Consider the following 22605-nt stretch of genomic DNA (forward strand, 5'->3'; position numbering starts at 1 on the left):
CTAGGGCAATCGGTCCAGCAGGGCGCGTGCGAAGCTGCTTAACGTATCGTCGCGCGCGCCCATGACCACGATGCGGTCGCCGCCGCGCGCGATTTCGGCGATGCGGTCGCCGCATGTTTCGCGCAGCGGGAAATGTTCGGCATCTTTCCCCGCGTCCCTGATCCATTGCGCCAGATCGGCCCCGCCGATGCTGCGGTCGACCGTGCCGCCGAAATAGGCCGGATCGCACAAGATCACCCGATCCTCGTCGTTCAGCTCTTCGGCGAAGACCTGCGCCAGTTCGCGGCCCATCTGGCGGATCGGGCCGAAACCGTGCGGCTGGAAAAAGGCGATGACGCGTCCGTCATGCGCGCGCAATGTGCGCAAAGTAGCGCGCACCTTGTCGGGGTTGTGACCGAAATCGTCGATCACGGTGATGCCCGATGCGCTGGTGCCCGCAATGTCGAACCGCCGCGCAAGGCCGGTAAACCCGCCCAGCGCATCGACCGCCGCACCGAAATCGACCCCCACTGCCATTGCCGCGCCCAGTGCGGCCAGCGCGTTCGACAGATTATGCCTGCCGGGGACTTGCAGGGTCAGCGCCGCCTCGCGCCCGTTGGCGCGGTCCAGCACGGTTGCGCCTATGCCGGTGGCGCTTTCGCGGATCGATCCGCCCGCCACGCCGATGCGCGCGTCGGCCGCGTCAATGCCATAGGTGATCGCGGTTTTTGCGCGGCCTGCCAGCGCCAGCGCCTCTGCATCGTCGGCATTGACCACGGCGCATTCCGACGCGGCCAGATAATCGCCGAACAGCACGCGCAATTCGTCCATGCTCTTGTGGTCCAGCGTCACGTTCAGCAAGACTGCCACACCGGGCCGGTATAGCGCGATGGAGCCGTCGCTTTCGTCCACTTCGGACACAAAGGCGCCGCCACTGCCGACCCGCGCGCTGGCGAACAAGGCATCGTCCGAACGGAAATTCTTCATCACCGCGCCGTTCATGATGGTCGGATCGCGGCCTGCCTGCGTCAGCAGCCAGCCGGTCATGCCGGTCACGGTCGACTTGCCGCTGGTCCCGCCGATGGCAATGCGCGTGTCCGCCCCGTTGAACAGGGCTGACAGCAATTCGGCGCGGCTCATCCGCTGGCAGCCCAGTTCCTTCGCGCGGCGCACTTCGGGCACGCTGTCCTCTATGGCGGCGCTGGCGACCAGTATCTGGTCGGCGCTGGTGATGCCGCTGCCGTCCTGTTCGTACAGGCGGATGCCCTGATCGGCGATCCATGCGAATTTTTCGGGGCTGCGGCCCTGATCGTAACTGCGGTCCGATCCGGCAATCGCCGCGCCGCGCCCGCGCAATATGCAGGCAAGGGGCAACATGCCCGAACCGCCGATGCCGCAGAAAAAGAACGGGCGCGCCAGCAGCGCGGAAAGATCGGTAACGCTCATGCCCATGCTGGCTATTGATACAGGCCGCGCTTGGCAATCCGCGCCTGCGGCCCTAGCACTGTTTTCATGATCCGCGTCGCCATCTGTGCACCGTCTGCCGCTTTTCCACGCGAACTGGCCGCGCAGGTGCAGGGCGTGGCCGCCGGTTTCGGCGATGTGGAGCTGTATTTCCACGACCAGTGCTTTGCCGAGCAAGGGCATTTCGCAGGGTCCGACGAATTGCGGCTGGCCGCACTGGTCGAATGCGCCAACGATCCGATGTTCGATGCCGTCTGGTTCGCGCGCGGCGGTTACGGATCGAATCGCATCGCGGGCGATGCCATCGCGCGCATGGGGCCTGCTGCGCATAACAAGCTGTGGCTGGGCAGTTCGGACGGCGGATATCTGCTGGGCGCGCTGTATCGCGCAGGGATCGGGCGGCCGGTCCATGCCCCGATGCCGCTGGACGTGCGGCGCGACAACGGGGATCAGGCGATCGGCTGCGTGCTGGCATGGCTGTCGGGCGATCTGGGGCGGCTGGAACCGCATCTCGACGGCAGGCCGACGGTTGCCTTCAACCTGATGACCCTGGCCATGCTGTCGGGCACGCCGCTGATGCCCGATCTGTCGGGTCATGTCGTGATGGTCGAGGAAGTGAGCGAATATCTTTATGCCGTCGACCGGCTGTTCTTCCACGTGACCGAGGCTTTGCCCAAATCGATCCTTGGCCTGCGGCTGGGCCGGGTGAGCGACATCCCCGAAAACGACCGCGACTTCGGCATGACGGCAGAGGAAATTGCGCGCCACTGGTGCGAACGATCGGGCATGGCCTATCTGGGCGAAGCCGATATCGGCCATGATGCGGGCAATCGCATCGTGCCGTTCGGGCGCACCGACCGCGATGCCCCGCTGGGGATGGCCGGTTTCGCTCTTGGCAAGCCGCGTTCTTGGCAATAACGCGCCCCATTCGAATTCAGGTCCCTTTCGCAAAAGGGCCCGCGAGAGGAGATGACAGATGCGCGCATTCGTGTTCCCGGGACAGGGCAGCCAGAAAATCGGCATGGGCGTGGAACTCGCCGCCGCCAGCGCCGCCGCCCGTGAAGTGTTCGAGGAAGTGGACGATGCGCTGGGCCAGAAACTGGCCGCGATCATGGCCGAAGGGCCCGAAGACACGCTGACCCTCACTGAAAACGCGCAGCCCGCGATCATGGCCAATGCCATCGCCACGCTGCGCGTGCTGGAAAGGGATTTCGGCATCGTGCTGGCGGACAAGGCGGAATATGTCGCGGGCCACAGCCTTGGCGAATATACGGCGCTGTGTGCGGCGGGCGCGTTCTCGCTTTCCGATACGGCGCGGTTGCTGAAACTGCGCGGGCAATCGATGCAGGCGGCCGTGCCCGTGGGCGTCGGCGCGATGTGCGCATTGCTGGGCGCGGATATCGAAAAGGCGGGCGAACTGGCCGAGGCCGCGGCGACCGATCCCGCGACCGGCGCAAAGGAAGTGTGCACCGTCGCCAATGACAACGACCCGACGCAGGTCGTGCTGTCGGGCCATGCGGGCGCGATTGCCCGCGCGATCGAACTGGCCAAGGATTACGGCGCACGCCGCGCGGTGCCGCTGCCCGTGTCGGCCCCGTTCCATTGCCCGCTGATGGAACCCGCCGCCGCCGCCATGGATGCCGCATTCGAGGCGACGATGCCCCGTGTCCCGCACCTGCCGGTCTTTGCCAATGTCACCGCGCAGCCGGTTGCCGATCCCGAACAGATCCGCAAACTGCTGGTGGAACAGGTCATGGGCCGCGTCCGCTGGCGCGAGAGCATGGGCGCGATGGCCGATGTGGGCGTGTCGCAATTCGTGGAACTGGGCGGCAAGGTGCTGGCCCCGATGATCAAACGTTCGACCACCGACACCGATGTGATCAGCGTGGTCACGATGGAAGATTGCGAGGCGCTGGCCAAGGCGCTGTAAGGCCCGAACCCCCGCGCAGATTTACGAGAGGATTATCCAGAGATGTTCGACCTTACCGGCATGACCGCCCTTGTCACCGGCGCCAGCGGCGGCATCGGCTCCGCCATCGCGCGCAGCCTTGCCCAGCAGGGTGCGCGTCTTGCCCTTTCGGGCACCAACGCCAGCAAGCTGCGCAGCTTTCGCGAACAGCTGAACGACGAGATTGGCGGCGACCATGTCGAGATCACCTGCGATTTGTCGAACCCGACGCAGGTCGAGGAACTGGTCCCTGCCGCCATCGACACTTTGGGCAAGCTCGACATCCTTGTGAACAATGCCGGTATCACGCGTGACGGGCTGATGATGCGTATGAAGGACGAGGATTGGGATGCGGTGATGCAGATCAACCTCAATTCCGCGTTCCGCCTGATGCGCGCCGCGACCCGCCCGATGATGAAGGCCAAATTCGGCCGCATGATTTCGATCACCAGCGTCGTGGGCACCACCGGCAATCCCGGCCAGATGAATTATGCCGCGGCCAAGGCGGGGCTGACCGGCATGACCAAAAGCCTTGCGCAGGAACTGGCCAGCCGGAACATCACGGTGAACTGCGTCGCCCCCGGCTTTATCCGCACGGCCATGACCGATGTGCTGCCCGACGATCAAAAGGCCGCGCTGAACGGCAAGATTCCGATGGGCCGCATGGGCGAGGGCGACGATATCGGCGCGGCGGTAGCCTATCTGGCGTCAAAGGAAGCCGGCTATGTCACCGGCCAGACGCTGCATGTGAACGGCGGCATGGTGATGATCTAAGGCAGGGGTTCAGCCTGCCATCGGGGCGGGGCGGCCGACTTCGTTTGACTTCGCCGCCCTGCCTTGCGAGTCTTGTGGCCAAGCGGTGCCCGCCCTGCGCGATATAGGGGCGGCACCAGTCGAGCGGCGCGCGCCCTTTTGAAACACGGGCAGGCGCCGGAACCCGCAAGATCCAAGGAATACCCATGGCAACCCCCAAGACCGGCGATATCGTCGTCATCGATTTTTCCGTTACCACTGCCGATGGCCGCGTGGTCGGCGGCACCGACCAGAACGGGCCGCAAACCGTTACGATGGGCAAGGGCGAGATCATGCCCTCTATCGAAGCGGCGCTGGAAGGCATGGAAGTCGGCGCGCAGCAGGATGTGACGATCGACGCCGATCAGGCATTCGGCCAGCGCCGCGACGATCTGATCATCGAAATCCCGCGCTCTACCCTTCCGCCCGAACCCGCGCCGCAGCCCGGCATGACGCTGGCCGCGAAACAGCAGGACGGCAGCGAGATGAACCTGACCATCACCGCCGTGGGGGACGAGACGGTGACCGCCGACGGCAACCACCCGCTGGCGGGTGAGGATCTGACCTTTGGCCTGACCTTGGTGGAGATCAGGGCTGCCGCCTGATCCGCCCTGCCGGACCCATCGGAACGCCCCGCATCGCCTGATGGCCTTGCGGGGCGTTTTCGTGCCGGCGCCTGTGGTCCGCGCCTTCTGGGGGTAAACCCCGATTGCAGCGCGGTGCCCGCTGACCGATGGAAGCGGCAGGGATCATCGGGGCAGGTAGCTGGCATGACATATCGAACGGGCGCGGGGCTGATGCTTGCGCTGGCATGGCTGCCGCTGTCGGCCCATGCGCAAGAGGGCGATCCGCCACCCGAAGAAGCGCCGAAAACCGTACCCGAAACCGCGCCCGATATCGTCACCGTTGACGGACAGTTCAGCCAGTTCCTCTCTACCGTTGCGGCAGGCAATGGAGAGGGGGAAACGCGTTATGGCGGGCGGATTGACCTCTATGCCAAAATCGACGGCGGGGCGGCGGGTATCGTCGACGGCCTGACGATCAACGCGCAGGGCGAGTTCATCTATGGCAACAGCGTCAACCGCGTCGGTTCGCGCACGCTCTTGCCCGTCAACACCGCGATGAATTTTCCCGTCAACGATGACGAGGCGTTCGACCTGTCGGTCAATATCGTCCAGCGCATCGGCAAGGTTCGGGTGCAACTGGGCAAGATCAACCTGCTCGACAGCTCTTCGGCCATTCCCATTGTCGCCGGCGGGGGCAAGGTGGGATTCCAGCACATCGGCCTTGCCGCGCCGCCCGGCCTGATCGCATCGCCCAAGATTTTCGGCGGCATCGTCACCGTTCCCGCGGGCCGCGTGGTCATCAGCGCGGGCGTCTGGCACCCCGAGGACTGGACCCGCGAATTTATCGATGGCGGCCTGTTCGGCAATGGCGTCAGCGGCATGGTCGCAGGCACGCTTCCGGCAAAGATCGGCGGGAAACAGGGTTTTCACACCGTCACCATATTCGCCACCAGCCGCAAGCCCAGTGCCGAGGGGCTGCCCGATATCCGCCCGCCCGAAGGGTCGGCCCCGCTGCTGTCGGGCGACAGGGGCGGCACCCATTTGCGGTATGCGGTGCAGCACTATTTGTGGCAGGATCCGTCGGACCCCAAGCGCGGGTTTGGCCTGTTCGGCCATGCCGGCATTTCGATCGGCGCGCCCGCCCTGCTGGACTGGAGCATGACGGCAGGGCTGGCAGGCAGCGTGCCCATCGCCGCCCGCCCGCGCGACCGGTTCGGCATCGGCTATTTCCGTTTCTCGCTGGAAGACCGCATCGCCGACGGGCTGGCACCGGTTCTGCCGGTGGGGGACGAGCAGGGGGGCGAAATCTATTACGCGGCGCAACTGGGCGACATGCTGCAACTGACCGCTTCGGCCCAGCTGGTCGATCCGGTGCTGGCCAACGCGCCCGATGCCGTGAATTTCAACCTGCGGGCGGTGGTGGCATTCTGATCCACCGCCGCCCGGCAAAGGGTCAGAACTTGAACGTCGCGCCGATGATCGGCCCGTCGGTGGTTACATCATAGGCGAAGCGGCGGTCATCCGATCCCTTTTCGTAATCCATATAAATCAGCTGATAGCCCGCATCGATGGTGATGTTCTCGGCCACACCGAAATTCACCATCGGCCTGATCTGCACCGCAATGTCCGAACCCACGCCGAACCCGCCGACATTGGCCAGCAGTCCGACATCGATGCTGTCGCTGACCGGGGCCCGAAAGCGCACGCCGACGATGGGGTCGATCCAGTCCGCCTTGCGGCTGACGCCGTCCAGAATTTCGACATTGGATTCGGTGGTAAGCTTGATCGCGTTATAACGAGCGCCGACCAGCAGATCGAGCTGTGGGGCCACGCGATAGAAGATCATCGGCTGGACCGCCGTTTGCGATACATTGGCCGCGACCAGTGCATCGTCGTCATTGGCGTCGAGGTTCATGTAATTCGTATCGACGCCGAAGCCGATCGCGCCATTATGCGCCTCGACATAGCCAAGAAATCCGATGTTAAGGTTCTTGACCACGTCCTTGCGGCCCACATCGACCTCGGCATCGATCCCGCGCACGGCAGCGTCACCGTTCATGGCGGGCACCATGATATAGGGCTGGAATGTGAATTCCCATTCGCCCGCTTCCTGTGCGGCGGCAGGCGTTGCGGCCATTGCGGCGGCGACGGCCATGGCCAGCGACCCTGTAAAAATCTTGCGCATATCCCTCATTCCTCGAAAAACCGCCGGTGATTTCGGATCGTCTTTCCGGCTTCCCTCGCGCGATATGATGCGGAGCAAAGCGCGACAATCGGGGTTTATGCCGATGCGGGGCTGTTTTGCGCAGCCTGCAAGACACGGTGAACAAAGGTAAGGCGATGAGCGAAACGGCACTCGACATCTTGCAATATTACGGGGCGGGGGCGGCGCTGCTGGCGGCGTTTCTCGTCTCGCTGAACCTGGGCGTACGGCTGACGGGCTGGGCGTTCGTGATCTTCGTAACCAGCTCGATCGCGCTGATCGCGTGGGGCTTTCTGAATGACGAGGGCGAGGGCATCGGCTGGCAGAACATCGGCCTGCTGGCGATCAATGCGGTGGGCGTCTATCGCTATCTGATCGCGGGAAAGCCTGACAGGACGGGCAAGACCGACGCGTCCGATGTCCGCAATGCCGGTTGAGCGGGAGATTCGCGGTCGTCCGCTCCATGACCGGCCCGGACCGGATGATTGGCCATTACGCCGATGAGCCGCGCGCGTTTTTCGCATAGCCCCGATGGGCCAACCGGCGGGGAATCCGCTCCGATCCGGCGCTATCACCGGCTTTTATCCCCAGAATCGAAGCGTTCTCGTTCCGTTCGCCTTGTTCGCAATGGCCCATCCGCTAGGAAAGTTTGACCGAAATTCTCGTCCGGTCGGGTTTCCAATGTCCACCGGGCTTAGGGGGATCTGATTGAAATGAAGGCGACGATCGAACGGGCAACCCTGCTGCACAGCCTGTCCCATGTGCAGTCGGTGGTGGAACGCCGCAACACGATCCCGATCCTGTCCAACGTGCTGATCGAGGCTTCGGCCGATGGCAATGTCCGCCTGATGGCGACCGACCTTGACCTGCAAGTGGTCGAGGTGATGCCCGCCGCATCGGTCGAAGGCGCGGGCGCGATCACCGTATCGGCGCATCTGCTGTTCGATATCGCGCGCAAGCTGCCCGACGGATCGCAGGTCAGCCTTGAGACGAGCGAGAACCGCATGATCGTCAAGGCAGGGCGCAGCCGGTTCCAGCTGCCGACCCTGCCGCGCGACGATTTTCCCGTTATCGTCGAGGGCGATCTGCCAACCAGCTTCGAGCTGCCCGCCGCGACACTGGCGCAGATGATCGACCGCACGCGTTTCGCCATCAGCACCGAGGAAACGCGCTATTACCTGAACGGCATCTTCCTGCACGTGGCCGACGATGGCCCGAATGGCGCGGCGCAGCTGAAGGCGGCGGCGACCGACGGTCACCGTCTTGCCCGCTTCACCATTGCCCGTCCCGACGGGGCAGAGGGGATGCCCGACGTGATCGTGCCGCGCAAATGCGTGGCCGAACTGCGCAAGCTGCTGGAAGAATCGCTCGACACCAATGTGGCGGTCGATCTTTCGGCATCGAAGATCCGCTTCACCCTTGGCGGCGAAAGCGGCATCGTGCTGACCAGCAAGCTGATCGACGGGACCTTCCCCGATTACAGCCGCGTAATCCCGACCGGCAATGACAAGCTGCTGAAAGTCGATCCCAAGAGCTTCTTCGCAGGCGTGGACCGCGTGGCGACCATCGCCACCGAAAAGACCCGCGCGGTCAAGATGGCGCTGGATACCGACCGCGTGACCCTGTCGGTCACCAGCCCCGACAACGGCACCGCGGCCGAGGAAATCGCCGCCGACTATGGTGCCGACGGGCTGGAGATCGGCTTTAACGCCAATTATCTGAAAGACATCCTTGCCCAGATAGAGGGTGACAATGTGGAACTGCATCTGGCCGACGCGGGCGCGCCCACATTGATCCGGCAGAACGCGCAAAGCCCCGCGCTTTACGTGCTGATGCCGATGCGGGTCTGACCGGACCCGAAAGAGCTGGCGAAGGCGGGCAGGCGATGTGCTGACCATCGTCATTGCCCTTTTATTCGTCGCGGGCACGGCGCTGTTCTGGCTGGTGATCGGCATGCTGGGGCGGCGGATCGCGAAGTCTTCCGGCTGGAACGCGGTGCTGCGGCGCTATCCCGACAGGGGCCCAGACAGCGGCGATAAACCGCTGCTGGTGGTGAAACGCGCATCGGGCCGCATCGGCGGGGTAACGATCGGGCGCGGGCTTGAACTCCACGCCTGTCGCCGTGGGCTGCGGATCTATCCGATGCCGTGGCTGCGACCGATGAACACCCCCGCCCTGATCCCGTGGCGCGATATCGCGGACAGCGACGAAAGCCATGGCGGCCATCCGATGAAGCGGCTGGGCCTTGGCAGGCCCGAAATGGCGGTGCTGACGCTGGACCGCCCGCTGTGGGACGAATTGCGGGGCAAGGCGGGCCATTGATGCGACGGGTGGCAGGCGTGCTTCATCGCGGTGAAAGCCCGCCTCGTCCAAATGGCGCCTTCCATGTCTTGAACCGAACGGGCCGCCCCGTCATGGGCAGCGCCAGAGGACGGAGAATTCGAATGAAACGCACCGCCATTGCCCTTGGCCTGATTGCCAGCGCCGCGCTTGCCGCCCCTTCGGCACAGGCGCAGGGCACGACTGACACGAACCTGCGCTGCGCCGCATGGGCATTGGTCGCCAGCGCGCAGGAACAGGATCAGGGCAAGCGCCGCGCGCTTGGCTTCATGATGACCTATTTCGTCGGCCGCTATGAACAGGGGACCGGCGGGAAGATCGAAAAGCAGATCAATCCGCAGACGATTCAGGGGCTGGTCGGCGATGTCGAGGAAGCGAACAAGCTTTGCGCGCCGCTGGCGACCGATTTCAGCACCCGCCTGCAGGCCATGATGGACGGCATGCAGCCGCCCGAAGGCCAGACGCAGGGGCGCTGATCCCGTTACCGTCCGGCGCGGATCATCTCCTCGACCAGCGTGAATTTTTCGCGCGGGGCGCCGGACCGGGCAGCGGCGACTTCGGCTTCCTCGATCTTTTGCCAGTCGCGGAAAGTCACGATGTCCAGCTTGCGTTCGGCCGCCAGCGCATCGAAACCGGGGCGGCCCGCCTTGCCTTCGGGGCCGATGGCGCCTCTGGCGATATCCTCGGCCAGCTTGGCGATGATGGCAAAGCCGTCGGGCTTGTTGGTGCCGATGGTCCCCGTGGGGCCGCGCCGCGCCCAGCCGACGGCATAAAGTCCGCCGGTTTCGGGCGATACGGCGATGCGTCCGTCATCGCTGGCAAACCGGCCCGCCTTTTCGTCGAACGGCACGCCGGGAATGGGCGCGCTGCGATATCCGATGGCGCTGATCACCAGATGGCAGGGGACCATATAGAATTCGCCCGTACCGACGAGTTTTCCGTCGGTGATTTTCGTCCGTTCGACCTCGACGCCTTCGACACGGGTTTTGCCGACGATGCTGACGGGGCGGGCGAAGAAATCGAAGCTGATCCGCAGCGGTTTCTCAACGCGGTTCGCGGCGAACTGGCGCAGCCATTGCACCGATTTGCGCTGGCCGGGCTCCAGTGGATCGTCGTCTGTCACCGCAGGCAGATCGTCAGGATCGACCACCGGCGCGGCCCGCTCCAGTTCGCCCAGCTCGCCCAGCTCCTTGGGCGTCATGGCGATCTGATGCGGCCCGCGGCGGCCAAGGATCACGATCTCGTCCAGCTTCGATCCCTCGATCGCGTCGAGGGCATGGGCGGTAATGTCGGACCCTTCGAATTCGCGGCGGGTCTTGGACAATATGCGCGCAATATCCAGCGCCACATTCCCGTTGCCGATCACCACTGCGCGCCGGCCGGACAGGTCGGGGTTCAGATCGGCAAAATTCGGGTGGCCGTTATACCATCCGACAAAGGCGGCGCTGCCGATCACGCCCGGCAGGTCCGCACCGGGAATGCCCAGATCGCGGTCATGCGGTGCGCCGGTGGCGATAATCACCGCGTCGTACAGCGCCTGAAGATCGGCCAGCGAAATATCCTGACCGATGGCGATATTGCCGACAAAGCGGACATTATCGGTCAGCGCGGTTTTTTCATAGCGGCGCGACACCGCCTTGATGGTCTGATGATCGGGCGCGACGCCGGTGCGGATCAGCCCGTAGGGAACCGGCAGCCGGTCGAACACGTCGACACGTATGTCGTCGCCCCACTGCTTGATCGCCGCTTCCGCCGTGTAATAGCCCGCAGGCCCCGACCCGATTATCGCGATATGCCGCATCGATGTTCTCTCCCATCTCGCCCCGTTCGGGTGCGAAGCGACAGGCTATCGCATGGCTCGCAAATGAAAAGGGGGCGCGGGGGTCAGGCGGCAAGAAATTCGCGCAAAGCGGGCGAAACCCGTTCGGGCCGGGCCAGCGCGGAAAGATGGCCGCCCGACCGCAATTCGATCTTTTGCGCATGGGGAAGCAGGCATCCCAGCATGGTGTGATGCGCATAGGGCACGACCGCATCGTCCGCCACGCCCACCAACGCGACCGGCACGCGGATAAAGGGCAGCATCGGCGCGGCCGTCCATCCCGTCAGGGCCAGCAGCTGATTGCCCAGCCCTTGCGGGGTAGGTGTGCGGAAACGCTGCATCAGCGTCGCATTGGCACCGCCCTCGGCCAGCAGAGCGCGGAAATTGGCGGTAAGGCGGCGCGGATCGACATATTCCTTGGGATCGAACAGCCGCTTGATCACATCCGGGTTGGCGGGCGCGAGCGGCAGGCCCGACGTGGTCGATACCAGCCCCAACCGCGTGACGCGGCGCGATGCCTGAACCGCGATCTGCTGCGCCAGCGCGCCGCCCCATGAAAAGCCGATGCAATCGAAGTGGCGACCGGGATGCAACGCCTCCATCATTCCGATCACGGCCTCGGACAGGCCGTACATCATCACATGCGCGTTCGAATCGGGCGATCCGCCGCATCCCGGCATGTCGGGAATGACGATCGAGCGCCCCAGCGGCGCATCGGGCCCCGGTTTCGCCAATGCCAGCGCCAGCGGCTCCATCAATTCCGCGTTGAAGCCGATGCCGTTCAGCATCAGCAAGGGCGGCGCGGCATCGTTTCCGCCATCCAGCAGGGCGGCACGCATCGTCAGCCCGCCGGCCCTTATGTCGCGATAGTCGAATTCCATGTCTGCCCGCTAGCACGCAGGTGCAGCGCAGGACAGCCTCCATCGGGACAGACCGCCTGCTCTTGCGGACAACATGCGATTGCCCGCTCTGCCCGATCAATCCCTGCTGACAGGGGGGCAACACGCTGCTAACGGCGCTGCCATGAGCACTGACCTCTCCACCATTCGCAACTTCAGCATTATCGCCCATATCGACCATGGCAAATCGACCCTGGCCGACCGGCTGATCCAGGTCACCGGCGGGCTGACTGACCGTGAGATGAGCGAGCAAGTCCTTGATAACATGGACATTGAGCGCGAGCGCGGCATTACCATCAAGGCGCAGACCGTTCGCCTGAACTATACGGCGCAGGACGGCGTTACCTATCAGCTGAACCTGATGGACACGCCCGGCCACGTCGATTTCGCCTATGAAGTCAGCCGCAGCCTTGCCGCGTGCGAGGGTGCGCTGCTGGTGGTGGACGCGGCGCAGGGCGTGGAAGCGCAGACGCTGGCCAATGTCTATCAGTCGATCGAGCATGACCATGAAATCGTGCCCGTTATCAACAAGATAGACCTTCCCGCTGCCGAGCCCGAGAAGGTGAAGGCCGAGATCGAGGACATTATCGGCATCGATGCGCAGGACGCGGTGCTGACCAGCGCCAAGTCCGGCATCGGGATCGAGGAAGTGCTGGAAGCCGTCGTCAAGCGCATCCCCGCGCCCGGCGGCGACCGGACCAAGCCGCTGAAGGCGCTGCTGGTCGATTCATGGTACGATCCCTATCTCGGCGTCGTCATTCTGGTCCGCGTGATGGATGGCGTCATGAAAAAGGGCGACCAGATCAGGTTCATGCAGGGCGGCACGACCCATCTGGTCGACCGCGTAGGCTGCATGCGGCCCAAGATCGAGCAATTGCCCGAACTCGGCCCCGGCGAAATCGGGTTCATCACCGCGCAGATCAAGGAAGTGGAGCAGGCCAAGGTCGGCGACACGATTACCACGGTGAAGAACGGCGCGACGCAGGCGCTGCCGGGGTACAAGGAAGTGCAGCCGGTGGTGTTCTGCGGGCTGTTCCCCGTCGACGCCGCGGATTTCGAGAAACTGCGCGAAAGCATCGGCAAGCTGCGCCTCAACGACGCCAGCTTCTCGTTCGAAATGGAATCGAGCGCGGCGCTGGGCTTCGGTTTCCGCTGCGGTTTCCTTGGCCTGTTGCATCTTGAGATCATTCAGGAACGGCTGAGCCGCGAATATGACCTCGACCTCATCACCACGGCGCCGTCGGTGGTCTATCGCCTGCAGCTATCGGCATCGCGCACCGACGAGGCGCGCGAGCTTTATCTGCACAATCCCGCCGATTATCCCGATGTGAACCGGATCGAGAGTATCGAGGAGCCGTGGATCAAGGCAGTGATCTATACGCCCGACGAATATCTGGGCCCGATCCTCAAGCTGTGTCAGGACCGTCGCGGCATCCAGAAAGACCTCACCTATGTCGGCGGCCGCGCGCAGGTGACCTACGAACTGCCGCTGAACGAAGTGGTGTTCGACTTCTACGACAGGCTCAAGAGCATCAGCCGCGGCTATGCCAGCTTCGACTATGAACAGATCGGCCTGCGCGAGGGCGATCTGGTCAAGATGAACATCCTTGTGAACAACGAGCCGGTCGATGCGCTGTCGCTGATCGTCCACCGCAGCGTGGCGGAAGCACGCGGACGCGGCATGTGCGAGCGTCTGAAAGACCTGATCCCGCGTCACCTGTTCAAGATCCCGATCCAGGCGGCCATCGGCGGAAAGGTCATCGCGCGCGAGACCATTGCGGCGCTGCGCAAGGACGTGACGGCTAAGTGCTATGGCGGCGACATCACGCGTAAGAAGAAGCTGCTGGAGAAGCAGAAAAAGGGCAAGGCGCGGATGCGGGAATACGGCAATGTGTCGATCCCGCAGGAGGCGTTTATTGCCGCGCTGCGGATGGGGGAAGAGTGACGGCCCGCGCCTAGCGCGCAGCGCTGGAAGTGAGAGCCGGTAACTCCGGCCGGCGGCCGCGCGGGCCAAAAGCCCGCCGCGAGCCGTTCGACGTGACAGCCGCGGCTTTGCCGTGGCTGGAGTTGGCAGTCATTGCCACTCCGAAAACGTAAAGCCATTCGCGCGCCCATTCATCACCCCGTGCCCATCCATCACCCCGCGCCCCTTCGTCACCCCGCGCCCCTTCGTCACCCCCGCGCAGGCGGGGGGCCAGCGGTCCGCAGCGTAGGATCGCTCTGGATCCCCGCCTGCGCGGGGATGACGGAACAAGAAGAGTGTGAGGGCAGCCTTGGCGGTTTGGTGACGAAAAGCGGACTTTCCGGTAATGACCGATTGCGGAAATTTTGGATCAAGGGCACTAATTGGAAATGAGATGGGCTTTGCTGGCATTGAGCCTTTCGCTGATAGCCTTCCCGATGCTGACTTCCGCCCCGCCGTCGTCACCAATGGCTATCGGTATATCCAATCTTGGCGTATTGCTCTTGATGGATTGGTCGTGGGAACATGTGATCGGCCACGCCGCTTGGGGAATGGAAAATCGCACGGGAGAAATCGTTGAGGATTTCTATAACTTCAACAATGCTCGCTGGCGCTATTCTCTCGCGATCATCATCTCAGGGGCATTGGCGCTCTCGTTTGCCCTAAGCGAGTCTGAAGAGTTCGATATGGGTGTCCTTGTCGGTGGCTATACGCTCTTTGGGATAGCAGCCATCGCCAGCACTCTTAAATCGCGTCAGCGCGTTTTGCGGGGTAAGTGACACCCTGACTGCCTACCACCCCATTCCCGCCTTCGCGGGAATGACGCAGGTGAGTGGACTGACGAAGGTGGAGCGGGCAATGGTGCCAATTCCCCTCGATGCAAACCCACCCTCGTCATCCCCGCGAAGGCGGGGATCCAGTCAGCGCAACGCCGCGAACCCGAAATCCGTCGCCAGATCGCGCCATTCCGGATTGTCTTCCTCGATCAGGCGGATTTTCCATGCGCGGTTCCATTTTTTCAGCTGCTTTTCGCGCGTGATGGCCGGTTCCATCGTGGCATGCTGTTCGAACCAGACGAGGTGGTGGACACCATAGCGGGCAGTGAAGCCGCCAAAGCTGCCGTCGCGGTGCTGGGCGATGCGTTGGAGGAGATCGGAGGTAACACCGATGTAGAGCGTGCCGTTGCGCGCGGATGCCATGATGTAGACAGTGGGCTGGGCGTTGCGCTGCATTGCGGCGTTGCTAGCGGATTCCCGCCTTCGCGGGAATGACGAAATGGGGCGGGAATGACGAAAAGGGGCGGGAACGACGAAAAGGGCGGGAATGACGCATTGACGGGTCATTTTTCATCTGCCTCGTCCGCTCGCCCAGTTTCGGCATCCTCACGCTTCATCCGCTCCCGCATCGCATCCAGCTTGCGATTGATACTCTCGATCACCTCCTGCTCGCTCGGCCCCTGTGCCGCAGCGCGTTCGGCTTCCCATTCTGCGCGCCATTCGCGCTTCAAACGCGCCAGCCGCGCGCGGTCCACCGCCGACAGCCCTTTCGCGCCATCCGCCGCGAAACGTTCGGGCGCGCGGTTGCGCAGCAGGAACATCAGCAGCCGGTCATTATAGACGCGCCGCGTGCCGACGATCTGGCCGAAATGATAGACGGGAACTTCCACGCCGTGGATGGCGCGCTCCATGGCGACATCTTCCAGACGCTGGACGCCCAAGGCCAGCGCGGCTTCCCATGCGGCGCGGAATTCGCCTGCCTGTGCGTGGCGGCGCAACAGATAGGCTCCCTCGGGCGTCATATTGACCGCATGGGCGGCGCGCTTGACGCTGCCGGTGTCGGCCAAGGCCTCGATAAAACGCCGCTGGCGGTCGGGCGTCCAGCCGTCGTGCCGGTTGTAGTGGCGCGGGACGGGCGTGAATTCGGGCAAGGTGCCGCGCGGCTGTCCGGTTACAGACACAGGAAGGGAAGGGCGGGATTTGTCGATGGTCATCGTTGCGCTCCGGCAAGAAGGGCGCAACGGGATGAAAAAGAAACGGGGAATAGGAAAATAAATTGATTGTCCAGCACACAATGCGTCGCCTTGTAAGCAAGAGGCAATCAATCCGGCCGGCGGCCGCGCGGGCCTAAGCCCGAAGCGTGCCGTTCGACGTCTGGGCCGCGGCTTTGCCGTGGCCCAGCCCCAGCCTATCAGCCAGACGCCAGGCCGCCCATCTTGCGCGCATAGATCAGCCGCCCTTCGCCCAGATGCGCGAAGACCTGATCCAGTCCGCGGCGCGAAAAGGCGAAGCAGCCCTGGCTGCGGCCCAGCTTGCCGCTGCGTTCGACAATTTCGGGTTCGGCATACCATGCGCTGTGGATCACGATGGCGCGGTTCATCGCATTGTCGTTGGTCGGGTCCAGCCCGATCAGCCGCTGCGAATGCCCGTGCTTGCCGGTGTAGTAATTCGCGGTCGCATAGGCGCCTTCGGATGTGGCGTTCGATCCCGGACGGTTGGAAAAGCGTTGCAGCCAGCCGCTATAGCCCGGGTCGGACCCGCTACCGTGCGAGACGAGGAGCGATTGCGTTTCACCCTTGTCCAGATCGACAAGGTGAAAGCGCGGCAGGGAGGAATGGGCCGAGAAATCGACGATGCCGATGCGGTCGCGTCTAACGCGCGCGCCATGGCGGTCCAGCGCCTCCATCGCGGACATGAACAGATCGGGCCGCACGCCGCTGCCGCGCACCAGATCGAGGGCGACCGGTTCGGGCCCGACGGGCTGTACCACCGGCTGCGAGACCAGCGGTGCCGGTGCGGCGCGTGCAACCGTGGCGGAGGTCGCCAGCAGGGTGGATGCGGATGCGATGAAATTACGGCGGCTGAAATTCATGGTTTCTGCGGATAGACTAACCATGCAAGCAAGGTCTTGGACAAAGCGGGGATGGAACGATCATCATCTTGCACGTGGCAAGATTCGTCAAAGGCGAAATATTCCATGGCCAAACCGAACGATACTCTGGTCACGACCGAAAGGTACCGCCATGCGGTAGGGCGCATCATTGCGGCGATTCGCAAGGCAGAGGGGCTGTCCGACCGGCAGATGGCGCAGCGGCTGGACTGTTCGGCGGGCACGATTCGCAATGCGCGGATAGAGGCGACTTCGCTGGACCCTGCCGTGCTGATCCGGATCGAGCAGCAATTCGGCCCCGGCGCGATCGATCCCCTGCTGGCGCTGGCGGGGGTGCGTTGTCTGGCGACGGGGCATGGTGGCGGCAAGGGAGCTGCGGGCAATCCCACGCTTGCCATTGTCGAGGCTTTGCACGGGATCGTCGAAATGCAGGCCGCGCATAGCGAGGGCGGGCGGCGGATCACCAATCACGAATTGCGCCAGATCCTGCCCGAATTGCGCGCGGGCCGCGCGGCGCTGGATGCGCTGATCGCGCGGGTGGGGGAAGGTTAGATCTCGTCCATGCTGGCCGCTAGATTCCAGCCATGCTGGCCCCTAAATCCCGGCCATGCTGGCAAGCGTGCCGAAATCGTCCGACAGCGATCCGTCGCGCAGGATCAGCGATACCGCCAGCACCAGTTGCAGCACGACCAGCGCCACCGCGTAATATTTCAGATCGTCGCGCCAGTTGGGCGGAGGTTGCCAGATGCGTTCGACATCGGGCCGGTGCCACCAGTCGTGCAGCCACGCCACGGGCGATTGCGGCCCGTCCTGATCCATCAGGATCGAGGCGAGATCGGCGTCCAGCGCATCCTCACCGAAAGCGGCAAGGCGGCGCGGCCTTATCGGACCTAGCTCCATCGCATCATCTCCAACGCTGCCCCCTCAGGCCGGTAGAAGAACGGGTCATACGCGCCGGCAGCAGGTGGGATGCCCCCATCCCGATCCGCTGCAACGCGCCCGCCGGTCGCCGGTTCAGCCCTGGTTTGCCTGCGCCAGTTCCGCGACGGGATCGTAATCATCGGCCTGCCCCCGCGGCTGTTCGGGGTCGCTGGTGGAAAAGATCCACCCTTCGCCCCTTTCCAGCCCCACGGCGGTAAGCTGTCCCGTGTAATAGGCGCCGGTATCGATGCCGATGCGGTGATCGGTGATGCCGGGCTTGCCTTCGAACACGGTGTGTCCGTGTACCACGACTAGCCCGCCAAAGTCCTCATCCCAATTGAGGAATTCGTCACGTATCCAGAGGAGATCGTCTTCTTCCTGTTCTTTCAAGGGGATGCCGGGGCGGATTCCGGCGTGGACGAACAGATAATCCATCGCGCGCAGCGTAACCGGCAGCGAATCGACCCAATCCAGCAGATCCTCGCCAATGCGGCTGCGCGCGTCGGCGGCAAGGTCGAAGGGTTCCGGATCGTCGATCTCGGCATCGGTCATGCCAAAGCTGTGCAACGTCTCGCGCCCGCCATAGCGCAGCCACGGGCCCATCGCGCGCAGGTCGTGCCGCAGGGCAGTGACCATCATCGCCTCGTGATTGCCTTTCAGCATGACGAAACGGTCGGTCATGCGGGTCAGTTCGCGGCAGGCGCGCAGCAATTGTGCCGATTGCGGCCCGCGGTCGATCACATCGCCCAGCAGCACGATGCCGGTAATCATGGGATCGCGCAGCCGGTTGTCGATCGCGACATCGGCGATCAGCCTGCGGAACAGGTCGAGCCGCCCGTGAATATCGCCGATCGCATAGACCCGCCGGAATTCGGGCGCAGAGGAGCCGCCGGTGATGTTCTGCGCGGACCCGTTCAGCGATGCCGGAAAGAGGTTCTTCATCAGGACCATGACGCCATCTTCGCACGCGCGGCGGGAAAGGCAAAGATATCGGGGGGATTACCGGCGCGGTTAACGCGCTTTTCGTCGCGTGTGGCGGCACCGGCTTGCGCGGCGGCGCCAACCCCGTGGCCAACCCGGTGGCCAACCCCGTGGATGGATGCGCCAACTTCACTTGGCGTTCATCTGCGGCAGGGCTATAGGCCACGGCATGACTGCCCAATTTCGCGCACCCGCCGTCCGCCGTTCCGCCCTTCATTCCGGCCGGATGGCTGTGCGCGCCGCGCTGCTGGCCGCACCGGTGCTGATGGTCGCGGCATGCGGCGGCAGCGGGGGCGGGGCGAATACGCCCGATACCGCCTATGTCGCGCGCGATGTCGAAACGCTGTATTTCGCGGCCAAGGAACGGCTGGACCGCGGACAGGTCAAGCAGGCCGCCGCCCTGTTCGACGAGGTGGAGCGCCAGCACCCCTATTCCGAATGGGCCCGCCGCGCCCAGTTGATGAGCGCGTTTTCCTATTACGTGGCGCGCGATTACACATCGTCGATCCGCGCGTCGCAGCGTTTCCTGTCGATCCATCCGGGCAACAAGGACGCGCCCTATGCGCAATATCTGATCGCGCTCTGCTATTACGAGCAGATCAGCGACGTGCAGCGCGATCAGGCGATCACCATGCAGGCGAAAACCGCGCTGACCGAAGTGATCCGCCGCTATCCCGGCAGCGGTTATGCCGCCGATTCCCAGCTGAAGCTCGATCTGGTGAACGACCATCTGGCGGGCAAGGAGATGGCGGTCGGCCGGTTCTATCAAAAGAACGGCAAATGGCTGGCATCGACCATGCGCTTTCAGGAAGTGGCCGACGAATACCAGACCACCAGCCACGCACCCGAAGCGCTCTATCGCCTGACCGAAAGCTATCTGGCCATCGGCCTTCCCGAAGAAGCGAAAAAGGCCGCCGCCGTGCTGGGCGCGAACTATCCCGGCAGCGAATGGTATGAAAAAGCCTATGAGCTGATGGAAGACAAGGCGGCGGATTTCATCAGCTGAGCGGGCGCTTCGCCTCTACAGTGCTGTTGGCCAGCTTTGCACTGGCGTCCTGCGGCGATCCCGCTGCCTATCGCTCGGTCCGGTCCCAGCCAGACAATAGCCAGATCATTCGTGCCGCCTTGGCCGAGATTGGTGGCGAGACCGGCTATGGCCGTCCCGTTTGTGTTGGCAATTTGATCGATGCCGAAGAGGCTAACCTATTTCGGGATACGCTTAAGGAACTTGAACCGGAACTCGGCCCGGCAGAGATCGAGCGCATATTGCAGGATGGATCGGGATGGTGGGGTCCCGATACAGGCTCGAACGAACGGCCTGCGCTGAAGGAACTGCCCGAGAAACTGGGGCGGGAACTGCAAAGTGCTTCCTACAAAATCTATTCGCAGCCCAAGTCGACGGTGCCTGTCCGTGTCCGCATCCCTGACAGGCTGGCAGAAGGACTTGCGGTTGATCTGTACGATCCCCGCGATCTTGAGGGAGCCGATTGCCAAACGAGAGTTCACCTTGGCTATCCCGAGGTGAGCGGAGACATTGCTCTCGTCAATGAAGCCATGAATTGCGGCCCGCTTTGTGCATCATACGCCACCTTGGCCTTTCGTCGTGAAGAAGGCGAATGGCGCTATGTTGCGCGCTCTATCTACTCGATCGCCTGATATTGCCGGTTACCCGAACAACGCCCGACCCCCCATCCAAAGCCCCATGCCCATCATCGCAAGGTTTTCGGTCAGCGAGACGAAGCCCAGCGGCACATTGGAATTGCCGCCGACGCAGGCGCATTTCAGCTCGCGCCTGTCGATATAGACTGCCTTGGCCACGCTGGCCGCGCCGATCGTGCCGATGAACAGCGCCAGCGGGGCCGACAGCCATGTCATGATACCGGCGATCATCAGAACGCCCGCCAGCCCCTCGGCCCACGGGTATATTTTGGCATAGGGCACGAAACGCCGCGCCAGCAGGTCGTAATTCAGGAACATGGTGGAGAAGCTCTCCACATCCTTCAGCTTTTGCAGCGCCAGCAGGCACATGGTGAAGGCGACGAACCAGCGCAGCGTATGCGCGGTCAGCAATGTGCCGAACGCGACAAGCGCGGCGGCGCAGGCCATCGCAAGCCCCATGCCAAAGATCATCAGCACCGGCCAATAGCTGGTGTCCTTGTCAGAGGGCACGCTTTTGCCGAAAAAGCGGCGCAGATCGTCATAGCCGCCGATCCTGTCGTCCCCGATGAAGGTTTGCGGCGTGGTTTTCACATCGTGCCGCGCCTTGAACGCATCGGTCTGATCGCGCGTGGTCAGATGGTGATCCTCTACGCGATAGCCCTTGCGTTCCAGCAGATCCTTGGACTTCAGCCCATAGGGGCAGATATGGCCGGGCATCACCATGCGATAGAGGCGGGCGGTCTGACGGGTGACGGGCGCGTTCATGTCGGTCTTCCGGTTGCGGGGGCGTACATGTATGTAACGCAGCGGCGGGGGGCTGCGGTTCCCGTGGACAGCGCGGCGCGGATCGGGAATGCTGGCAGATGCAGCAAGGGAGAGCGCCATGACCGACATCTATGATTTCTCCGCGATCCGGCCCGACGGCAGCGAGGCGGCGCTGTCCGATTATCGCGGCAAGGTGCTGCTGATCGTCAATACGGCCAGCCAGTGCGGCTTTACCCCGCAATATGAAGGGCTGGAGGCGATGTATCGCGATTTGCAGGATCGCGGGCTGGTCGTGCTGGGCTTTCCCTGCAACCAGTTCGGCAAGCAGGAACCCGGCAATGCCGAGGAAATCGCCAGCTTTTGCAGGCTGAACTATGACGTGACCTTCCCCCTGTTCGCCAAGGTCGAGGTGAACGGCGATGGCGCATCGCCGCTGTATAAATGGCTGAAGGATCAGGCACCGGGCCTGATGGGGACCAGGGCGATCAAGTGGAATTTTACGAAATTCCTGATCGACCGCGAAGGGCGGGTGGTGGAACGCTTCGCCCCGACGACAAAGCCTGCGGAATTGCGCGGGGCGGTGGAGGGGTTGTTGTAAGTCGCCCAGCCATAGCTGTGGAGGCCTTGTGCTTTGCCGCCTGCTCGGCAAGATATTGGCATGAGGTCGCAGCACAAGTTTATTATCATACTGGTCCTGATCGGGGGCGTTGTCAGCTTGCTGGCGAGCGGGATGCCCACATCCGCTGACAATTCTTCCCCTTCCGAAGCGGACAGGATGGAGAAAGCATTGGATCGAATGGTCGACGATACCGATTATCGGATCGATCCTGCCGTGCTCGACACCTATCCGCGCGATGCCGTGATGTTTCGCGATCCCGAGGTAGTCGCGCGACGGATTGCGTTTCAGAACGGGGTCGGCGTAATCCAGACTGCTACGTCAGCACGTGTTCGGCTCGATATCAACGAGGACGGGCGTGTGCGAGCTTGTCATGTCGAGCAGAGCAGCCGGATCGCTTCGCTCGATAGCAATATATGCGGCTATTTCGTGACCGGAAGCCATTTCTACGCTGCGCTGGACGCAGACGGCAATCCAGTGTCGTCGATCCAGACGCTGAAACTCGATTTTCAGCCGATCCGCACGGTGGAGTTGAAAATGCAGATAGACGAGGATGGTGGCGTTACCAGATGCGCCTGGGCCGACAAGGGGCTCGACGTAGATCCTTGGCAGTTCTGCCAGCAGAACGACTGGTCCGGCCAGCGAGACACCAAAGGCGCTGCTGTACGTGGAAATGTGACGCTAAAGCTTCCGGCGGACGCGGTGCTCATTTATCTGAAGGATGGGAACGGCGCGTAGCGAAAAAAGGGCGGCCCCTTTCGAAGCCGCCCCCCTCATGTTTTCAACCGCGAAACCAGCCCAAAA

Annotated in this window: 26 protein-coding genes; 16 read left to right on the forward strand and 10 right to left on the reverse strand. The window is 63.3% G+C overall.

The window, feature by feature from the left end; genetic code table 11:
• A complete protein-coding gene (locus LOZ74_RS03760) occupies nt 1-1425 on the reverse strand; it encodes a Mur ligase family protein (protein WP_230292961.1) in 1425 nt (474 codons plus the stop codon).
• A gap of 66 nt (nt 1426-1491) precedes the next feature.
• Between LOZ74_RS03760 and LOZ74_RS03765 the strand changes: the two genes are divergently transcribed.
• From LOZ74_RS03765 to LOZ74_RS03785, 5 genes are all read left to right on the forward strand, one after another.
• Nucleotides 1492-2361: an LD-carboxypeptidase gene (locus LOZ74_RS03765; RefSeq protein ID WP_230292962.1), complete on the forward strand. Its 870-nt coding sequence runs from the start codon at nt 1492-1494 to the stop codon at nt 2359-2361.
• A gap of 58 nt (nt 2362-2419) precedes the next feature.
• The gene (fabD, locus tag LOZ74_RS03770) at nt 2420-3373 is read left to right on the forward strand and encodes an ACP S-malonyltransferase (RefSeq protein ID WP_230292963.1); all 954 of its coding nucleotides are present in this window, start codon (nt 2420-2422) and stop codon (nt 3371-3373) included.
• Nucleotides 3374-3415: 42 nt separating this feature from the next.
• Nucleotides 3416-4165: a 3-oxoacyl-[acyl-carrier-protein] reductase gene (fabG, locus tag LOZ74_RS03775; protein ID WP_230292964.1), complete on the forward strand. Its 750-nt coding sequence runs from the start codon at nt 3416-3418 to the stop codon at nt 4163-4165.
• A 185-nt stretch (nt 4166-4350) separates the two neighbouring features.
• Nucleotides 4351-4788 carry a peptidylprolyl isomerase gene (locus tag LOZ74_RS03780; protein ID WP_230292965.1) on the forward strand — a complete coding sequence of 146 codons (438 nt, stop codon included), beginning with the start codon at nt 4351-4353 and terminating at the stop codon, nt 4786-4788.
• Between the two features lie 165 nt (nt 4789-4953).
• On the forward strand, nt 4954-6180 hold the full coding sequence (locus LOZ74_RS03785; protein ID WP_230292966.1) for a carbohydrate porin: 1227 nt from the start codon (nt 4954-4956) through the stop codon (nt 6178-6180).
• A 22-nt stretch (nt 6181-6202) separates the two neighbouring features.
• On the opposite strand, the gene LOZ74_RS03790 is transcribed toward LOZ74_RS03785, so the two are convergent.
• Nucleotides 6203-6934 carry a YfaZ family protein gene (locus LOZ74_RS03790; protein ID WP_230292967.1) on the reverse strand — a complete coding sequence of 244 codons (732 nt, stop codon included), beginning with the start codon at nt 6932-6934 and terminating at the stop codon, nt 6203-6205.
• A gap of 155 nt (nt 6935-7089) precedes the next feature.
• Between LOZ74_RS03790 and LOZ74_RS03795 the strand changes: the two genes are divergently transcribed.
• The 4 genes from LOZ74_RS03795 (at nt 7090) to LOZ74_RS03810 (ending at nt 9768) form a co-directional block, all read left to right on the forward strand.
• Nucleotides 7090-7389 (forward strand): hypothetical protein, encoded by a 300-nt coding sequence (locus tag LOZ74_RS03795; RefSeq protein WP_230293805.1) that lies wholly within the window; start codon nt 7090-7092, stop codon nt 7387-7389.
• A gap of 276 nt (nt 7390-7665) precedes the next feature.
• Nucleotides 7666-8802 carry a DNA polymerase III subunit beta gene (gene dnaN, locus LOZ74_RS03800; protein ID WP_230278841.1) on the forward strand — a complete coding sequence of 379 codons (1137 nt, stop codon included), beginning with the start codon at nt 7666-7668 and terminating at the stop codon, nt 8800-8802.
• Nucleotides 8803-8839: 37 nt separating this feature from the next.
• Nucleotides 8840-9274 (forward strand): hypothetical protein, encoded by a 435-nt coding sequence (locus LOZ74_RS03805; protein WP_230292968.1) that lies wholly within the window; start codon nt 8840-8842, stop codon nt 9272-9274.
• A gap of 122 nt (nt 9275-9396) precedes the next feature.
• Complete coding sequence (locus LOZ74_RS03810; RefSeq protein WP_230292969.1) at nt 9397-9768, forward strand: hypothetical protein; 372 nt, start codon at nt 9397-9399, stop codon at nt 9766-9768.
• Nucleotides 9769-9773: 5 nt separating this feature from the next.
• On the opposite strand, the gene LOZ74_RS03815 is transcribed toward LOZ74_RS03810, so the two are convergent.
• Both LOZ74_RS03815 and LOZ74_RS03820 read right to left on the reverse strand, forming a co-directional pair.
• Entirely contained in the window at nt 9774-11093 is a 1320-nt protein-coding gene (locus LOZ74_RS03815; RefSeq protein ID WP_230292970.1) for an FAD-dependent oxidoreductase, read from the reverse strand.
• An 83-nt stretch (nt 11094-11176) separates the two neighbouring features.
• Entirely contained in the window at nt 11177-11992 is an 816-nt protein-coding gene (locus tag LOZ74_RS03820; protein ID WP_230292971.1) for an alpha/beta fold hydrolase, read from the reverse strand.
• Nucleotides 11993-12134: 142 nt separating this feature from the next.
• Between LOZ74_RS03820 and lepA the strand changes: the two genes are divergently transcribed.
• Both lepA and LOZ74_RS03830 read left to right on the forward strand, forming a co-directional pair.
• Nucleotides 12135-13955 carry a translation elongation factor 4 gene (gene lepA, locus LOZ74_RS03825; protein ID WP_230292972.1) on the forward strand — a complete coding sequence of 607 codons (1821 nt, stop codon included), beginning with the start codon at nt 12135-12137 and terminating at the stop codon, nt 13953-13955.
• A gap of 407 nt (nt 13956-14362) precedes the next feature.
• Nucleotides 14363-14752 (forward strand): hypothetical protein, encoded by a 390-nt coding sequence (locus LOZ74_RS03830; RefSeq protein WP_230292973.1) that lies wholly within the window; start codon nt 14363-14365, stop codon nt 14750-14752.
• 141 nt (nt 14753-14893) lie between these two features.
• Here LOZ74_RS03830 and LOZ74_RS03835 read toward each other — a convergent pair whose 3' ends face one another.
• The 3 genes from LOZ74_RS03835 to LOZ74_RS03845 all read right to left on the reverse strand — a co-directional run bounded on the left by LOZ74_RS03835 (nt 14894) and on the right by LOZ74_RS03845 (nt 16841).
• On the reverse strand, nt 14894-15205 hold the full coding sequence (locus LOZ74_RS03835) for a GIY-YIG nuclease family protein (RefSeq protein ID WP_230292974.1): 312 nt from the start codon (nt 15203-15205) through the stop codon (nt 14894-14896).
• A 107-nt stretch (nt 15206-15312) separates the two neighbouring features.
• Entirely contained in the window at nt 15313-15963 is a 651-nt protein-coding gene (locus LOZ74_RS03840) for a hypothetical protein (RefSeq protein WP_230292975.1), read from the reverse strand.
• 197 nt (nt 15964-16160) lie between these two features.
• Complete coding sequence (locus LOZ74_RS03845; RefSeq protein ID WP_230292976.1) at nt 16161-16841, reverse strand: murein L,D-transpeptidase catalytic domain family protein; 681 nt, start codon at nt 16839-16841, stop codon at nt 16161-16163.
• Between the two features lie 105 nt (nt 16842-16946).
• Between LOZ74_RS03845 and LOZ74_RS03850 the strand changes: the two genes are divergently transcribed.
• The gene (locus tag LOZ74_RS03850; RefSeq protein WP_230292977.1) at nt 16947-17411 is read left to right on the forward strand and encodes a helix-turn-helix transcriptional regulator; all 465 of its coding nucleotides are present in this window, start codon (nt 16947-16949) and stop codon (nt 17409-17411) included.
• Between the two features lie 42 nt (nt 17412-17453).
• Here LOZ74_RS03850 and LOZ74_RS03855 read toward each other — a convergent pair whose 3' ends face one another.
• Together LOZ74_RS03855 and LOZ74_RS03860 are read right to left on the reverse strand one after the other, a co-directional pair.
• On the reverse strand, nt 17454-17759 hold the full coding sequence (locus LOZ74_RS03855) for a hypothetical protein (RefSeq protein ID WP_230292978.1): 306 nt from the start codon (nt 17757-17759) through the stop codon (nt 17454-17456).
• Nucleotides 17760-17873: 114 nt separating this feature from the next.
• Nucleotides 17874-18722, reverse strand: a complete 849-nt coding sequence (locus LOZ74_RS03860) for a metallophosphoesterase family protein (protein WP_230292979.1) — start codon at nt 18720-18722, stop codon at nt 17874-17876.
• Between the two features lie 208 nt (nt 18723-18930).
• Between LOZ74_RS03860 and LOZ74_RS03865 the strand changes: the two genes are divergently transcribed.
• On the forward strand, nt 18931-19767 hold the full coding sequence (locus tag LOZ74_RS03865; RefSeq protein ID WP_370638870.1) for an outer membrane protein assembly factor BamD: 837 nt from the start codon (nt 18931-18933) through the stop codon (nt 19765-19767).
• Nucleotides 19768-19793: 26 nt separating this feature from the next.
• Complete coding sequence (locus LOZ74_RS03870) at nt 19794-20417, forward strand: hypothetical protein (RefSeq protein WP_230292980.1); 624 nt, start codon at nt 19794-19796, stop codon at nt 20415-20417.
• 9 nt (nt 20418-20426) lie between these two features.
• Here LOZ74_RS03870 and LOZ74_RS03875 read toward each other — a convergent pair whose 3' ends face one another.
• Nucleotides 20427-21185, reverse strand: a complete 759-nt coding sequence (locus LOZ74_RS03875; RefSeq protein ID WP_230292981.1) for a glutaredoxin family protein — start codon at nt 21183-21185, stop codon at nt 20427-20429.
• Nucleotides 21186-21303: 118 nt separating this feature from the next.
• On the opposite strand from LOZ74_RS03875, the gene LOZ74_RS03880 reads away from it, so the two are divergent.
• Nucleotides 21304-21783 (forward strand): glutathione peroxidase, encoded by a 480-nt coding sequence (locus LOZ74_RS03880; protein ID WP_230292982.1) that lies wholly within the window; start codon nt 21304-21306, stop codon nt 21781-21783.
• Between the two features lie 198 nt (nt 21784-21981).
• Nucleotides 21982-22539, forward strand: a complete 558-nt coding sequence (locus tag LOZ74_RS03885; protein ID WP_230292983.1) for an energy transducer TonB — start codon at nt 21982-21984, stop codon at nt 22537-22539.
• Nucleotides 22540-22605 lie beyond the last annotated feature (66 nt).

It is taken from the genome of Croceicoccus sp. Ery5 (genome assembly GCF_020985325.1).
Lineage (GTDB): Bacteria > Pseudomonadota > Alphaproteobacteria > Sphingomonadales > Sphingomonadaceae > Croceicoccus.

Coding starts and splice junctions, on each gene's coding strand:
- LOZ74_RS03810 (WP_230292969.1), top strand. CDS start 9,397: ATGAAACGCACCGCCATTGCCCTTGGCCTGATTGCCAGCGCCGCGCTT.
- LOZ74_RS03790 (WP_230292967.1), bottom strand. CDS start 6,934: ATGCGCAAGATTTTTACAGGGTCGCTGGCCATGGCCGTCGCCGCCGCA.
- LOZ74_RS03815 (WP_230292970.1), bottom strand. CDS start 11,093: ATGCGGCATATCGCGATAATCGGGTCGGGGCCTGCGGGCTATTACACG.
- LOZ74_RS03850 (WP_230292977.1), top strand. CDS start 16,947: ATGGCCAAACCGAACGATACTCTGGTCACGACCGAAAGGTACCGCCAT.
- LOZ74_RS03795 (WP_230293805.1), top strand. CDS start 7,090: ATGAGCGAAACGGCACTCGACATCTTGCAATATTACGGGGCGGGGGCG.
- LOZ74_RS03785 (WP_230292966.1), top strand. CDS start 4,954: ATGACATATCGAACGGGCGCGGGGCTGATGCTTGCGCTGGCATGGCTG.
- LOZ74_RS03780 (WP_230292965.1), top strand. CDS start 4,351: ATGGCAACCCCCAAGACCGGCGATATCGTCGTCATCGATTTTTCCGTT.
- LOZ74_RS03830 (WP_230292973.1), top strand. CDS start 14,363: ATGAGATGGGCTTTGCTGGCATTGAGCCTTTCGCTGATAGCCTTCCCG.
- LOZ74_RS03840 (WP_230292975.1), bottom strand. CDS start 15,963: ATGACCATCGACAAATCCCGCCCTTCCCTTCCTGTGTCTGTAACCGGA.
- LOZ74_RS03865 (WP_370638870.1), top strand. CDS start 18,931: ATGACTGCCCAATTTCGCGCACCCGCCGTCCGCCGTTCCGCCCTTCAT.
- LOZ74_RS03845 (WP_230292976.1), bottom strand. CDS start 16,841: ATGAATTTCAGCCGCCGTAATTTCATCGCATCCGCATCCACCCTGCTG.
- lepA (WP_230292972.1), top strand. CDS start 12,135: ATGAGCACTGACCTCTCCACCATTCGCAACTTCAGCATTATCGCCCAT.
- LOZ74_RS03835 (WP_230292974.1), bottom strand. CDS start 15,205: ATGCAGCGCAACGCCCAGCCCACTGTCTACATCATGGCATCCGCGCGC.
- LOZ74_RS03855 (WP_230292978.1), bottom strand. CDS start 17,759: ATGGAGCTAGGTCCGATAAGGCCGCGCCGCCTTGCCGCTTTCGGTGAG.
- LOZ74_RS03880 (WP_230292982.1), top strand. CDS start 21,304: ATGACCGACATCTATGATTTCTCCGCGATCCGGCCCGACGGCAGCGAG.
- LOZ74_RS03875 (WP_230292981.1), bottom strand. CDS start 21,185: ATGAACGCGCCCGTCACCCGTCAGACCGCCCGCCTCTATCGCATGGTG.
- LOZ74_RS03860 (WP_230292979.1), bottom strand. CDS start 18,722: ATGAAGAACCTCTTTCCGGCATCGCTGAACGGGTCCGCGCAGAACATC.
- dnaN (WP_230278841.1), top strand. CDS start 7,666: ATGAAGGCGACGATCGAACGGGCAACCCTGCTGCACAGCCTGTCCCAT.
- LOZ74_RS03765 (WP_230292962.1), top strand. CDS start 1,492: ATGATCCGCGTCGCCATCTGTGCACCGTCTGCCGCTTTTCCACGCGAA.
- LOZ74_RS03760 (WP_230292961.1), bottom strand. CDS start 1,425: ATGAGCGTTACCGATCTTTCCGCGCTGCTGGCGCGCCCGTTCTTTTTC.
- fabG (WP_230292964.1), top strand. CDS start 3,416: ATGTTCGACCTTACCGGCATGACCGCCCTTGTCACCGGCGCCAGCGGC.
- fabD (WP_230292963.1), top strand. CDS start 2,420: ATGCGCGCATTCGTGTTCCCGGGACAGGGCAGCCAGAAAATCGGCATG.
- LOZ74_RS03885 (WP_230292983.1), top strand. CDS start 21,982: ATGGTCGACGATACCGATTATCGGATCGATCCTGCCGTGCTCGACACC.
- LOZ74_RS03820 (WP_230292971.1), bottom strand. CDS start 11,992: ATGGAATTCGACTATCGCGACATAAGGGCCGGCGGGCTGACGATGCGT.